This window comes from Pseudideonella sakaiensis (assembly GCF_048320135.1).
GTDB classification, from domain to species: Bacteria; Pseudomonadota; Gammaproteobacteria; order Burkholderiales; family Burkholderiaceae_C; genus Ideonella_A; species Ideonella_A sakaiensis_A.
In genome coordinates this window covers 5,359,232-5,371,685 of sequence record NZ_CP182947.1, presented here as the reverse complement: position 1 = coordinate 5,371,685, position 12,454 = coordinate 5,359,232, and the positions used below count along the sequence as shown (strand labels likewise).

The 12,454-nt window shown below is 66.4% G+C and carries 13 protein-coding genes; 6 read left to right on the top strand and 7 right to left on the bottom strand.

Annotation, left to right across the window (positions count from 1 at the left end):
* Positions 1 to 9: 9 nt before the first annotated feature.
* On the bottom strand, positions 10 to 1,008 hold the full coding sequence (locus tag ACNH6H_RS24605; RefSeq protein ID WP_418320903.1) for an asparaginase: 999 nt from the start codon (positions 1,006 to 1,008) through the stop codon (positions 10 to 12).
* A gap of 50 nt (positions 1,009 to 1,058) precedes the next feature.
* On the opposite strand from ACNH6H_RS24605, the gene lexA reads away from it, so the two are divergent.
* The 3 genes from lexA to ACNH6H_RS24590 all read left to right on the top strand — a co-directional run bounded on the left by lexA (position 1,059) and on the right by ACNH6H_RS24590 (position 2,904).
* Positions 1,059 to 1,736, top strand: a complete 678-nt coding sequence (gene lexA, locus ACNH6H_RS24600) for a transcriptional repressor LexA (RefSeq protein WP_418320902.1) — start codon at positions 1,059 to 1,061, stop codon at positions 1,734 to 1,736.
* Positions 1,720 to 2,064 (top strand): helix-hairpin-helix domain-containing protein, encoded by a 345-nt coding sequence (locus ACNH6H_RS24595; protein ID WP_418320901.1) that lies wholly within the window; start codon positions 1,720 to 1,722, stop codon positions 2,062 to 2,064. Before lexA ends, ACNH6H_RS24595 begins: the two co-directional genes overlap by 17 nt.
* 297 nt (positions 2,065 to 2,361) lie before the next feature.
* On the top strand, positions 2,362 to 2,904 hold the full coding sequence (locus ACNH6H_RS24590) for a hypothetical protein (protein ID WP_418320900.1): 543 nt from the start codon (positions 2,362 to 2,364) through the stop codon (positions 2,902 to 2,904).
* An 80-nt stretch (positions 2,905 to 2,984) separates the two neighbouring features.
* On the opposite strand, the gene ACNH6H_RS24585 is transcribed toward ACNH6H_RS24590, so the two are convergent.
* The gene (locus ACNH6H_RS24585) at positions 2,985 to 3,497 is read right to left on the bottom strand and encodes a DUF1993 domain-containing protein (protein ID WP_418320899.1); all 513 of its coding nucleotides are present in this window, start codon (positions 3,495 to 3,497) and stop codon (positions 2,985 to 2,987) included.
* Between the two features lie 126 nt (positions 3,498 to 3,623).
* Between ACNH6H_RS24585 and ACNH6H_RS24580 the strand changes: the two genes are divergently transcribed.
* Positions 3,624 to 4,634, top strand: coding sequence for a D-2-hydroxyacid dehydrogenase family protein (locus ACNH6H_RS24580; protein WP_418320898.1), 1,011 nt, complete (start codon positions 3,624 to 3,626; stop codon positions 4,632 to 4,634).
* Positions 4,631 to 5,821 carry an MFS transporter gene (locus ACNH6H_RS24575; protein WP_418320897.1) on the top strand — a complete coding sequence of 397 codons (1,191 nt, stop codon included), beginning with the start codon at positions 4,631 to 4,633 and terminating at the stop codon, positions 5,819 to 5,821. Before ACNH6H_RS24580 ends, ACNH6H_RS24575 begins: the two co-directional genes overlap by 4 nt.
* A gap of 7 nt (positions 5,822 to 5,828) precedes the next feature.
* Here ACNH6H_RS24575 and ACNH6H_RS24570 read toward each other — a convergent pair whose 3' ends face one another.
* Positions 5,829 to 7,133, bottom strand: a complete 1,305-nt coding sequence (locus ACNH6H_RS24570) for a solute carrier family 23 protein (RefSeq protein WP_418320896.1) — start codon at positions 7,131 to 7,133, stop codon at positions 5,829 to 5,831.
* A gap of 90 nt (positions 7,134 to 7,223) precedes the next feature.
* On the opposite strand from ACNH6H_RS24570, the gene ACNH6H_RS24565 reads away from it, so the two are divergent.
* Positions 7,224 to 8,117, top strand: a complete 894-nt coding sequence (locus ACNH6H_RS24565; protein ID WP_418320895.1) for a ChaN family lipoprotein — start codon at positions 7,224 to 7,226, stop codon at positions 8,115 to 8,117.
* On the opposite strand, the gene ACNH6H_RS24560 is transcribed toward ACNH6H_RS24565, so the two are convergent.
* From ACNH6H_RS24560 to ACNH6H_RS24545, 4 genes are all read right to left on the bottom strand, one after another.
* Positions 8,086 to 8,586, bottom strand: coding sequence for a hypothetical protein (locus ACNH6H_RS24560; RefSeq protein WP_418320894.1), 501 nt, complete (start codon positions 8,584 to 8,586; stop codon positions 8,086 to 8,088). The two genes, ACNH6H_RS24565 and ACNH6H_RS24560, sit on opposite strands and share 32 nt — an antisense overlap.
* A 78-nt stretch (positions 8,587 to 8,664) precedes the next feature.
* Positions 8,665 to 9,294, bottom strand: a complete 630-nt coding sequence (upp, locus tag ACNH6H_RS24555; protein ID WP_418320893.1) for a uracil phosphoribosyltransferase — start codon at positions 9,292 to 9,294, stop codon at positions 8,665 to 8,667.
* An 18-nt stretch (positions 9,295 to 9,312) separates the two neighbouring features.
* Positions 9,313 to 10,059: a 23S rRNA (guanosine(2251)-2'-O)-methyltransferase RlmB gene (gene rlmB / locus ACNH6H_RS24550; protein WP_418320892.1), complete on the bottom strand. Its 747-nt coding sequence runs from the start codon at positions 10,057 to 10,059 to the stop codon at positions 9,313 to 9,315.
* A 115-nt stretch (positions 10,060 to 10,174) separates the two neighbouring features.
* Complete coding sequence (locus ACNH6H_RS24545) at positions 10,175 to 12,436, bottom strand: Orn/Lys/Arg decarboxylase N-terminal domain-containing protein (RefSeq protein ID WP_418320891.1); 2,262 nt, start codon at positions 12,434 to 12,436, stop codon at positions 10,175 to 10,177.
* Between the last annotated feature and the right edge of the window lie 18 nt (positions 12,437 to 12,454).

The window sequence follows — 12,454 nt, the reverse complement described above, 5'->3', positions numbered from 1 at the left end:
GCGCTCGCGTCAGCCGGCAGGCGGGCGCAGCCGCAGCAAGGCCAGCATCAGTTCGATCCGCGCCTGCACCGGGCTCAGCGGGCCGGCGCCGAGCACCGTCGGCCATGGCGGCGCAGTGTCGAGCCGGAGCAGGCTGTCGGCCTCGGCACCGATCAGCCCGCCGAAGACGCAGCGCGTGCTGCGCACGACAGCGATGCCCTTGTCGAGCGCCCTCCGGATCGGCGCATCGAAGACCCGGTGCACCGTGCCATTGCCGGTCGCCGCGATGACGATGCCATCGACGCCGGCGTCCACCAGCAGATCGAATTGCCGCTGATCGACGCCGGCACGGCTGGTCACGATCTCGACCCAGGGCCAGTCGTCGGTATCAAGACTGAGCGCGCGATGGATCGCTCCCGACCCGGTTTGTGCCTCCGGCCAGTCGCGGAAGCGGCGCAACCTGCCCTGTTCGACGACACCGAGCGGCCCGCCGTCACCGCTGCCGAAGGCGTCGAGCCGATACGGATGCAGCTTGCGCAGGTCGCCGCCGGCGATCACCTGCCCGGCGATCACCGCGACGACGCCGCGCGCGCCGGTCGAGCCGGCAACCAGCACCGCATCGATCAGGTTTTGTGGCCCGTCCGGGTTCAACGCGCTGGCCGGTCGCATCGCCGCGGTCAGCACGACGGGCTTGGCCGGCGCCAGCACGCGCTGCAGAAACCAGGCCGTCTCCTCCAGCGTATCGGTGCCGTGGACAACAACCGCGCCAGCGACCTCGTCGCGCGCCAGATGGTGGGCAAGCCGCTGCGCGAGGCGCTGCCAGGTCGCATGGTCCATGTCCTTGCTGTCGAGCTGCGCGACCTGCTCGGTCTCGAGCGTTGCCGCGTCGACACCGGGCAGGCCGCGCAGCAGATCGCCGATCCCCACCTGACCAGCGGTATAGCCGGTGTGGTCGTGCTGGCTCGCCGCGGTGCCGGCGATCGTTCCGCCGGTGCCGATCACGACGATCCGCCGAGATATGTTTTGCATTTTTTTCAATACTGGATAAAAATACAGCTTGCGACCTGACGAGGAGTGCCATGCTTGCAAGCACCAAGCTTACCGACCGCCAACAGCAGATCTACGACCTGGTGCGCACCGCGATCGAACGCACCGGCGCACCGCCAACCCGTGCCGAAATCGCACAGGCGCTCGGCTTCCGTTCGGCCAATGCCGCCGAGGAGCATCTGCAGGCGCTGGCCCGCAAGGGCGTGATCGAACTGGTTGGCGGCACCTCGCGCGGCATCCGTCTGCAGTCTGACACATTGCGCGCAGTCCACCAGCGGCGCCAGCAACAGGCGCAACTGCCGATGCCGGGGCTTGCGCAGCTGATGCTGCCGCTGGTTGGCCGCGTTGCAGCCGGCAGCCCGATCCTTGCTGAAGAACATGTCGACCGCACCTACCAGGTCGAGGCCAGCCTGTTCAGCCGCCGGCCCGACTATCTGTTGAAGGTGCGCGGCATGAGCATGCGCGACGCCGGCATTCTCGATGGCGATCTGCTCGCGGTGCAGCAGACCAGCGAGGTGCGCAATGGCCAGATCGTCGTCGCCCGCCTCGGCGACGAGGTCACCGTCAAGCGCTACAAGCGAAATCGCCAGGGCATCGAATTGCTGCCGGAAAACCCCGACTTCGACGTGATCCACGTCGCCGAAGGCGATCCGCAGTTTGCGCTCGAGGGCCTTGCGGTCGGGCTGATCCGCAATGGCAGCGCGTTCTGAGCCGATGATGGCCGGCAGCGCCGCAACCAGCACACGCAGCCCGACGAAAGCGCGTTGCGCGGCCGACTGCCAGCAGCTCGAGCAGCTGCCGAATATCGGGCCGTCGCTGGCCGGTGACCTGCGCAGCATCGGCATCGATTCGCCGCAGCAGTTGCGTGGTGCCGATGCCTTCCAGCTCTATCAGCGCCTGTGCCAGGCCTCTGGCCGCCGCCACGACCCTTGCGTGCTCGACACCTTTCTCGCGATCACCGACTTCATGGCCGGTGCGCCACCCGCCCCCTGGTGGCGGTATACGGCCGATCGAAAGCTGAGATTCGGCTCGATCTGAGCAGCGCCGCCGCGGCGCCACACCGCCGCTGCCAGGCAGATCTGCCCCCCTTCTGCACCGCTTATCGCGGCATCGCGAAACGCCCGCTTGCGAACAATCGCAGCACGGGGGTCGGGTGCGCGGCACATCGTCGCCGCACCCGGCCTGAACCCAGGCGGGTCGTCCCGATCGCGATCGAACGAGCCAGCAATCGGCTTGTCACGCATCGTCGGTCGGCCGACCAGTGTGGCCGACGGCTGGAGCGAACCGATGGCGTGGTGGCGGGTGGGTGGAATGGGACGACGCGGAGCAGTGGCGATGCCGGGTTTCGAACCGACGATTCCCAGTCGCCCTGCCGGCCCCGAGACGACAAGCAGCCTGCGCTCGCGTTTCGAGGTTTGTCCGCCGTCACTGTTCGATGATGATTTCGGTCCTTCGCGCAGCGGCCTGCGTTCGCTGCTGCCGCCACTGACGACGATCCGGCAATGGCTTGCGACCGGCTGGTATTCGACCGACCAGGTGCCGCGCCGCGTCTCCGGCATCGATCCGCATTTCATCCGCGCCGACGAAAAACTGCGATCGGCGCGCCAGGCCTTTGTTGCTGCGCTGGCCGACCTCGACAACGAGGCCGCCGCAGAACTGGCGAACCGGGCCCGCGATGCGCACACGCTGCGCGAGTTGTGGCATCTGCGCAATCCACTGTTCACGGTCGTCTCGATTGGTCACTGCGAGCAGATCGCCCGCGACCGGCTGGCCGACCTGAATCGCCATTTCCCGATCCGCGAACAAGCGCCGGCCCGCCGCGGCTGGCTCGACCGCCTGCCGGTCCCGAGCAACAACGTCCAGCGTCCGCAGGCCTGACGGTAAGGTCGGCAAGCAGCGGTATCAGCGAATACAGCTTGCCGAGCCGCCATTGCCGGCAGGCAGCCCTGCCGTGATCTTCAGCTGCGCCCCAGATAGTCGCGTTTGCCGAGGTCGACGCCGTTGTGGCGCAGCAGCCCGTAGGCGGTGCAGACATGGAAATAGAAGTTCGGCATCACGAAGCCGTTCAGGTAGTCGAGGCCGGTCATCTCGAGCGGATCGCGGCCGCGCATCGGCACCTTGACCTGGCGCTCTTCGCTGCCGTCGATCTTTGCCGCATCGACCGATTTCACATAGTCGATGGTCTTGCGGATCCGCTTCTGCAACTCGGCGATGCTGGCCTCGTTGTCCTCGAACGACGGCGCTTCGACACCGGCCAGCCGCGCGGCACCAAACTTGGCGGCATCACAGGCGATCTGCACCTGCCTGGCGAGCGGCAGCATGTCGGGCGCCAGCCGGCTGTCGACCAGCACCTTCGAATCGAAACCTTTCGCCTTCGCAAAGGCTTCGGCCTTTTCCAGACATGCCGACAGGTTGTCGAGCATGCGCACAAACACCGGCACGCTGGCCGAATACATCGAAATCGCGGGCATTGGAGTTCCTCGTGTCTGAATCGCTGGATGCTATTGGAAACGCGCCGACCTCACCGGCGGCGGTAACAGCGCATTTTTTGATCGGTGCACAATCGGAATTCCATTTCTCTTGTCGCCCCGCGTGTTGTGAACATCATCATCCTCGACGATTACCAGGACGCCGTCAGAAAGCTGCAGTGCGCCAGCAAGCTCGATCCGTTCAATGCCAAGGTCTTCACCAATACCGTCAAGGGCATCGGCCAGCTCGCGGTCAGGCTGCGTGATGCCGAAGTGCTGGTATTGATCCGCGAGCGGACGCAATTTCCCCGCTCGCTGCTCGAGAAGCTGCCGCGCCTGAAACTGATCTCGCAGACCGGCAAGGCCGGCTCCCACATCGACATCGAGGCGGCGACTCGGCTCGGCATCGCGGTTGCAGAAGGTGCCGGCTCGCCGACCTCCACCGCCGAGCTGACCTGGGCGCTGACGATGGCTGCGATGCGACGGCTGCCGCAGTACATCGGCAACCTGAAACACGGTGCCTGGCAGCAGTCCGGTCTGAAGTCCGCATCGATGCCGCCGAATTTCGGGATCGGCATGGTGCTGAAGGGCAAGACGCTGGGCATCTGGGGGTATGGCCGGATCGGCCAGATCGTCGCCGGCTACGGCCGTGCCTTCGGCATGCAGGTCACCGTCTGGGGCAGCGAGGCCTCGCGCGCCCGTGCGCAGGCCGACGGCTACATACCTGCTCCCAGCCAGGAGGCCTTTTTCGAGGCCTGCGACGTGTTGTCGCTGCACCTGAGGCTGAGCGATCAGACGCGCGGCATGATCAAGCTCGACCACCTGTCGCTGATGAAGCCGACCGCGTTGATCGTCAACACTTCACGCGCCGAGCTGATCGAGGAAGGTGCGCTGGTATCGGCGCTGAACCGCGGCCGGCCCGGCATGGCGGCGGTCGACGTGTTCGAGATCGAGCCGATCCTGCAGGGCCATCCGCTGCTGCGGATCGAGAATGCGGTGTGCACGCCGCACATCGGTTATGTCGAGCAGGACAACTACGAGCAGTTCTTCAATGCCGCGTTCGACAACATCATCAATTTCATCAACGGCGAGCCGACCAACATCGTCAACCCGGAAGCGCTGAAGGTGCAGCGCGAGTGACAGCGGCGCTGCCGGCCGAGGCGCCGCTGGCCGGGCGGCTCGCCTCGACCCGCTGGGCGCTGCTGTTCGGCAATTTCGCAATCGGCTGTGGCGTGATGGTCGTCGCCGGCAGCCTGAACGACCTGGTCCGCTCGCTGCAGGTATCGGTCGCGCTCGGCGGCCAGTTGATCGCGATCGGTGCCGCGGTGATGTGTTTTGCCGCGCCGTTGCTGGCCGGCTGGGTGTCGGGATTCGACCGCCGCCGGCTGCTTTCGTTTGCACTGCTCTGGTTTGCGATCGGCCACGCCGCCTCGGCACTGATGCCCGACTATGCAGCGCTGCTGCCGGTGCGCGGCCTGTCGGTGCTCGGCGCTGCGGTGTTCACGCCGCAGGCCGCGGCGGCAGTGGCCTTCATGGCACCGCCGGCCGAGCGTGGCCGCGCGATCACCTTCATCTTTCTCGGCTGGTCTGCGGCATCGGTGCTCGGCATGCCGATGGCCGCATGGCTCGGTGCGAGCTTTGGCTGGCGCAGCGCCTTCCTCGCGGTGGCGCTGCTCGCGCTGATCGGCGCGATCTGGGTCGCCGTCGTGATGCCGGATGGCGTCAAGCCGGCGGCGTTGTCGCTTGCCGCCTGGAAAGGCGTCTTTGCCCATCCGCTGCTGATGGCGATGGTTGGCGTCACCGCATTGCTGAGCGCCGGCCAGTTTGCGCTGCTGTCGTTCATTGCGCCCTACGCGCGCCAGGTGCTGCATGCAAGCCCGCTCGAACTGAGCGGGCTGTTCGGCTGGTTCGGCCTGCTCGGCCTGATCGGCACGCTGCTGCTGTCGCGGCACATCGACCAGATCGGCGCCGGCCGCGCGGCGACGCTTGCGATGCTGCTGACCGCGACGACACTTCTGTTCTGGCCGCTGGCCGACGGCGTCACCATCGCGGCGCTGCTGATGATCCCGTGGGCGCTTGCGATGTTTGCCGCCAACTCGGCGCAGCAGGCCCGGCTCAATGAGGCGGCCCCCGCATGGGCTGCAGCCTTGCTGGCGCTCAATTCATCGGCGATCTATTTCGGCCAGGCGGTCGGCTCGTCGAGCGGCGGCTGGCTGGTCGAGCATGCCGGTTATGCCGCGCTCAGCTGGTTCGGCCTGTGCTTCGTCTTGGCCGCGATTGCCGTCAGCGTCTGGGTCAACCGCCGGATCGCGCCGCGGCTGGCCTGAACGCGGCTCAATGCCCGCGCTCGGTCGCGCCGTGCCGGCCACCCGACAACAGCAGGTGCAGCAGGATCGCGCCGAAGGTCGCGGTGCCGATGCCGCCGAGCGTGAAGGCGCCGAATTTCAGCGTGTAGTCGCCGGTGCCGAGCACCAGCGGGATCGCCGCGACGATCAGGTTGCGCGAGTCGCCGAAATCGACCTTGTTCTCGACCCAGATCTTCGCGCCGGCGACCGTGATCAGGCCGAACACGACGATGCTGACGCCGCCCATCACCGCCAGCGGAATCGTCTGGATCAGTGCACCGAATTTCGGGCTGAAACCGAGCACGATCGCAACCGCGGCGGCAACGACGAACATCGCCGTCGAATACACGCGCGTCGCCGCCATCACGCCGATGTTTTCGGCATAGGTCGTCATGCCGGTGCCGCCGGCCGAGCCGCTGACCATCGTCGCGACACCGTCACCGATGAACGCGCGGCCGATAAACCCATCGAGGTTGCGGCCGGTCATCGCGGCCACCGCCTTGATGTGGCCGAGGTTCTCGGCAACCAGCACCAGCGCGACCGGTGCGATCAGCAGCATCGCATTGGCTTCGAATACCGGCGCGGCAAACGTCGGCACGCCGAACCAGGCGGCCGCCGCAACACCGGAAAAATCGATCGGCTTGCCCAGCCCGAAGCCGTTCGCCAGCAGCGCATAGACCGCACTCGCGATCAGCAGGCCGACCAGGATCAGCAGCCGCTGCACCATGCCGCGCGCATAAACCGCGACCAGCGCAACGCTGATGAAGGTGGCCGCCTGCATCCAGGCATCAAAGGCGGTCGGCGCCATGTTCTTGATCGGCACCGCGGCCAGGTTCAGGCCGATCACCGCAACCACCGTGCCGGTGACGACCGGCGGCATCAGCGCCTCGATCCAGCGGGTGCCGACGGCTGTCACCGCGAGCCCGATCAGCGCGACGACCGCGCCGCAGGCGACGATGCCGCCGAGTGCACCGGCCAGGTTCGGATTGGCGCCCTGCCCGGCGTAACCGCTGGCCGCGATGACGACGCCGATGAACGCGAAACTCGAGCCGAGGTAACTCGGCACCCGGCCGCCGACGGCGACGAAGAAGATCAACGTGCCGATGCCGCTCATCAGGATCGCGAGGTTCGGATCGAAACCCATCAGCAACGGCGCCAGCACCGTCGCGCCGAACATCGCGATCACATGCTGCAGACCGAGCACGACGGTCTGCGGCCAGGCCAGGCGCTGGTCCGGCGCAACCACCTGGCCGGGGCGGACGGTGACGAGTTGCCAGTCGGTGAGCAGTTTCATGACAGTTTCCCCAAGGGCGGGCAAAGCCGCCATTCTCGACGCTGCGCGGCCACGGCAGCGGCAATCGTTTGACCTATGCTCGGATTCGTGATGCCCTCCCTCACCGTCGATCCGATCCGCCGCCGCTGCGTTGCCGCCCTGCCGTGCGTGCTGACGCCGCTGCTGGCGGCAGGCTGTTCGCTGCCGGCAACCGGACCCGCCGCGTGGGAGCGCCGGCTCGGCGGATCAACGCTGGCGCTGCTCGGCGAGGTGCATGACAACGCCGACGGCCAGCGGCTGCGCCTTGCGACATTGCAGCGCGCGATCGCGCGCGGCTGGCGCCCGGCGATCGTGATGGAGCAGTTCGATACCGACCGCCAGCCGCAGATCGATGCATCGCGCCGCGAACGACCCGGTGATGCCGGCCATTTGATCGAGCAGGCCGGAGGAGATGGCTGGGACTGGCCGCTGTACCGGCCGCTCGTGCAGCTGGCGCTGGACCATCAGCTGCCGCTGATCGCAGGCAACCTGCCGCGGGCACAGGCGCGCCGGCTGGTTCGCGAGCAGCATGCGGCAGTGCTTGGTGCCGAGAACGCCCGCTCGCTCGGTCTCGACCAGCCGTTGCCGCCTGACTGGCAGGCAGCGCAGCAGCGCGAGATCGAGATCGGCCACTGCAATGCGCTGCCGGCGACGATGCTGCCGGGCATGGTTCGTGCGCAGGCCGCACGCGATGCGGTGCTCGCCGAACGTCTGGCGAGGCATCGCGCCAACGGGACGGTGCTGATCGCCGGCAATGGCCATGTGCGGCGCGATATCGGCGTGCCGTTGTGGCTGCGCGGCCGGCACGGCCTTGCGGCCGGCGACATCGTCGCGATCGGCTACCTCGAATCGACCGATGCCGATGCGGCCGCGGTGTTCGATGCCGTCGTCGCGATTGCGCCGAAACGCGACCGCGTCGATCCCTGCATCCAGTTCAGGCGTGATCGGGCCGAGCGGCCGGCTTGACCGCTCCGAGCGCTTCGGCCAGGAGGCCCGGCAATTCGGTCACGCTGCGCGTCACTTCATCGGGCAGCGCCTGGCGGTCGATCGAGCCCGGGGTCGGCAGCCACGCTTCGACGACGCCGTCGCTGCGTGTGCGCAGCCGCAGGCTCAGCGGCAGGTCCGGCCGGGCGCCATCCCCTGCCATCAGCACCGGCGTGCCACCGGCCGCACTGGCGAACACGACGACCAGATGGGACTGCGCGTCGCTGCCCTGCGCCGCGCGCGGCGCCCAGCGAGCCATCACCGTCAGCCCATGGCGGGGCGCATGGGCTTGCAAGCGCTGCACGGTCTGCGCCATGTCGAAGCGGCTCGTCTGCCAGCTGCCGGCGCGTGAATCGGTCTCGTCGTCGGCCCAGCCATCACCGATCCCGGCCAGCGCCAGCGAGATCACCGCGGCGCAGCCGCTCATCCAGAAACGCAATCTTCTGTTCATTCGTTCGCTCCATCGCTTGTTGCTGTTGTTGGCGACGATGGTGCGCGGCGAATGTGAAGCCTTGATGAACCCTGCGACCTATTCCTTGGTGCCGAAGATCTTGTCGCCGGCATCACCGAGGCCGGGGATGATGTAGCCGGACGCATCGAGGTGGCTGTCGATTGCCGCCGTCCAGCAGCGCACGTCCGGACAGGCCGCATCGAGCGCGGCAATGCCTTCGGGCGCAGCGACCAGCACCAGCGCGCGGATGTCGCGGCAGCCGCGGCTTTGCAGCAGCTTGACGGTCGCGATCATCGAGCCGGCAGTGGCCAGCATCGGGTCGATGATCAGTGCGGTGCGCTCGTCGAGGTGACCGACAAAGCGCTCGAAATAATGCTCCGGCTGCAGCGTCTCGTGATTGCGCGACAGGCCGACCAGGCTGACCTTGGCATTCGGCACCATGTCGAGCACGCCGTCGAGCATGCCGATGCCGGCGCGCAGGATCGGCACGACGGTGACCTTGCGGCCGCTGATCTGCTCGATCTCGGCAGGTCCGCTCCAGCAGCCGATCGTCGTCTTCTCGATCGGAAAGTCGGCCGTCGCCTCATAGGCGAGCAGCCGCGCAAGTTCGTTGGTCAGCTCGCGAAACTTCTTCGTCGAGATGCCATCCTCGCGCAACAGCCCGACCTTGTGGCGGACCAGCGGATGGCGCACGGCGATGACGGGCATGTCTTCCCTCCCCTTCGATCAGTCCCTGCGTTGGCGCAGAGCTTCATACAGGCAGACGCCGGATGCCACCGAGACATTCAGGCTGTCGACGGCGCCGCGCATCGGCAGATGGACCAGCTGGTCGCAGTGTTTTTTTGTCAACGCGCGCATGCCGCTGCCTTCGGCACCGAGCACCAGAGCGATCGGGCCGCTGAGGTCGACGTCGTACAGCGACTGCTCCGCATCCTCGCTGGTGCCGATCACGGTGATGTCGCGTTCCTTCAGCTCGCCGATCGTCCGCGCGAGGTTGGTGACCATGAAATACGGCACGGTATCGGCCGCGCCGCTCGCGACCTTCGCGACCGTTGCATTGATGCCCACCGCATGGTCCTTCGGCGCGATCACCGCATGGGCACCGGCGCCGTCGGCGACCCGCAGGCAGGCGCCGAGGTTGTGCGGATCGGTGATGCCGTCGAGCAGCAGCAGAAGTGCGGGCCCCTTGCCCTCGGCCTCGACGGCGTCGAGCGTATCGTCGAGCGAATGGCTCAGCGAGACCGCCTCGACGCGCGCGACCACACCCTGGTGGCGGTGGCTGCCGGCCATCTTCTGCAAGCGGTCGTCGTCGCTGTCGATCAGCTTTGCGCCGGCCTCGCGGGCACGCTCGACAAACTGGCGCATCCGCTGATCACGCCGGCTCGCATCGACATGGATCTCGATCACCGTCTTCGGCGCGCTTTTCAGGCGCACGGTGACGGCATGGAATCCGAACAGGATCTTGGCGGTCATGTCAGCGGCGCAAAGCGGTCAGAGATGGCTGTGGGAGGGGCTTCAGCCCCGATTCGATGGTCAGGCAGCAGCCCGAATCCGGACTGAAAAGCCCCTCCCACAAAAACAGGGCGGGTCATGCCTTCACGCAGTCGACGTAATAGCGGCGCTGCCCGTTGTCGTCCTCCGACTCGACCAGCCCGTGCACATCGGTGTCGAAGCCCGGGAACTTGCTGTTGAATTCGCGCGTGAAGCGCAGGTAGTCGCAGATCTTCTTGTTGAAGCGCTCGCCGGGGATCAGCAGCGGAATGCCCGGCGGGTACGGCGTCAGCAGCGAGGTCGTGATCCGCCCTTCGAGCTGGTCGATCTCGACCCGTTCGGTCTGCCGGTGCGCGATATAGGCATAGGCATCGGTCGGCTTCATCGCCGGATCGAGGTTCGACAGATACATCTCGGTCGTCAGCCGCGCGATGTCGCCCTTTGCATAGGTTTCGTGGATGCTCTGGCTCAGGTCGCGCAGCCCCATGCGCTCGTAGCGCGGGTGCTGGGCGACGAACTCGGGCAGGATTCGCCACATCTGCGCATTGCGGTCGTAGTCGTCCTTGAACTGCTGCAGCGCGGTCAGCAGCGTATTCCAGCGGCCCTTCGTGATGCCGATCGTGAACATGATGAACAGCGAATACAGGCCGGTCTTCTCGACGACGACGCCGTGCTCGGCGAGAAACTTCGTGACGATCGATGCCGGAATGCCGGTTTTCGCAAACTTGCCCGAGACATCGAGCCCCGGCGTGACCAATGTCGTCTTGATCGGATCGAGCAGGTTGAAGCCGTCGGCCAGGTCGCCGAAGCCGTGCCACTTGTCGCCGGCCTTCAGCACCCAGTCGCTGCTCTTGCCGATTCCTTCGGAAGCCAGCTTTTCCGGCCCCCAGACCTTGAAGAACCAGTCCTTCTTGCCGTAGTCCTTCTCGACCTTGCGCAACGCGCGGCGGAAGTCCATCGCCTCGGCGATGCTCTCCTCGACCAGCGCGGTGCCGCCCGGTGCCTCCATCATTGCCGCCGCGACGTCGCAGCTCGCGATGATCGCGTACTGCGGGCTGGTCGAGGTGTGCATCAGGTAGGCCTCGTTGAAGAGATGCCGGTCGAGCTTGCGCTCTTGCGAATCCTGCACCAGCACCTGCGAGGCCTGGCTGATGCCGGCCAGCAGTTTGTGCGTCGACTGCGTCGCGAATACCAGCTGGTCCTTCGGCCGCGTCCGGTTCTTGCCCATCGCGTGGTAGCTGCCGTAGAACTTGTGGAAGGCCGCGTGCGGCAGCCAGGCCTCGTCGAAATGCAGCGTATCGATGTAGCCGTCGAGCGAATGCTTGATCGTCTCGGTGTTGTAGAGCACGCCGTCGTAGGTGCTCTGCGTCAGCGTCAGGATGCGCGGCTTGACCTTCGCCGGATCGACGCCCTTCAGCAGCGGATTGGCGGCGATCTTCTTCTGGATCGCCTCCTTCGTGAATTCGGACTCCGGAATCGGGCCGATGATGCCGTAGTGGTTGCGCGTCGGGCGCAGGAACACCGGCACCGCGCCGGTCATGATGATCGCGTGCAGGATCGACTTGTGGCAGTTGCGGTCGACGACGACGACGTCGCCGGGTGCGACCGTGTGGTGCCAGACCATCTTGTTGCTGGTGCTGGTGCCGTTGGTGACGAAGAAGCAGTGGTCGGCATTGAAGATGCGCGCCGCATTGCGCTCGCTCTGCGCCACCGGGCCGGTGTGATCGAGCAGCTGGCCGAGTTCCTCGACCGAATTGCAGACGTCGGCGCGCAGCATGTTCTCGCCGAAGAACTGGTGGAACATCTGCCCGACCGGGCTCTTCAGGAATGCGACGCCGCCGCTGTGGCCCGGGCAGTGCCAGGAATACGAGCCGTCCTGCGCATAGTCCATCAGCGCCTTGAAGAACGGCGGCGCGAGGCCGTCGAGGTAACTCTTGGCCTCGCGGATGATGTGCCGGGCGACGAATTCCGGCGTGTCCTCGAACATGTGGATGAAGCCGTGCAGCTCGCGCAGGATGTCGTTCGGCAGGTGCTGGCTGGTGCGTGTCTCGCCGTACAGATAAATCGGGATATCGGCGTTCTTGAAGCGGATCTCCTCGATGAACTTGCGCAGGCTCAGCACCGCCGGGTCGAGATCCGGCCCGCCCTTGAACTCCTCGTCGTCGATCGACAGGATGAAGGCCGACGCCCTGCTCTGCTGCTGGGCAAACGACGACAAGTCACCGTAGCTGGTGACGCCGAGCACCTCGAAGCGTTCCTTCTCGATCGCCTCGGCCAGCGCGCGGATGCCCAGTCCGGAGGTATTTTCGGAGCGGAAGTCTTCGTCGATGATGACGATCGGAAAACGAAATCGCAGCATGTCGTTCCTGGGTCAGGC

Coding starts and splice junctions, on each gene's coding strand:
- ACNH6H_RS24605 (WP_418320903.1), bottom strand. CDS start 1,008: ATGCAAAACATATCTCGGCGGATCGTCGTGATCGGCACCGGCGGAACG.
- lexA (WP_418320902.1), top strand. CDS start 1,059: ATGCTTGCAAGCACCAAGCTTACCGACCGCCAACAGCAGATCTACGAC.
- ACNH6H_RS24595 (WP_418320901.1), top strand. CDS start 1,720: ATGGCAGCGCGTTCTGAGCCGATGATGGCCGGCAGCGCCGCAACCAGC.
- ACNH6H_RS24590 (WP_418320900.1), top strand. CDS start 2,362: ATGCCGGGTTTCGAACCGACGATTCCCAGTCGCCCTGCCGGCCCCGAG.
- ACNH6H_RS24585 (WP_418320899.1), bottom strand. CDS start 3,497: ATGCCCGCGATTTCGATGTATTCGGCCAGCGTGCCGGTGTTTGTGCGC.
- ACNH6H_RS24570 (WP_418320896.1), bottom strand. CDS start 7,133: ATGAAACTGCTCACCGACTGGCAACTCGTCACCGTCCGCCCCGGCCAG.
- ACNH6H_RS24565 (WP_418320895.1), top strand. CDS start 7,224: ATGCCCTCCCTCACCGTCGATCCGATCCGCCGCCGCTGCGTTGCCGCC.
- ACNH6H_RS24560 (WP_418320894.1), bottom strand. CDS start 8,586: ATGAACAGAAGATTGCGTTTCTGGATGAGCGGCTGCGCCGCGGTGATC.
- upp (WP_418320893.1), bottom strand. CDS start 9,294: ATGCCCGTCATCGCCGTGCGCCATCCGCTGGTCCGCCACAAGGTCGGG.
- rlmB (WP_418320892.1), bottom strand. CDS start 10,059: ATGACCGCCAAGATCCTGTTCGGATTCCATGCCGTCACCGTGCGCCTG.
- ACNH6H_RS24545 (WP_418320891.1), bottom strand. CDS start 12,436: ATGCTGCGATTTCGTTTTCCGATCGTCATCATCGACGAAGACTTCCGC.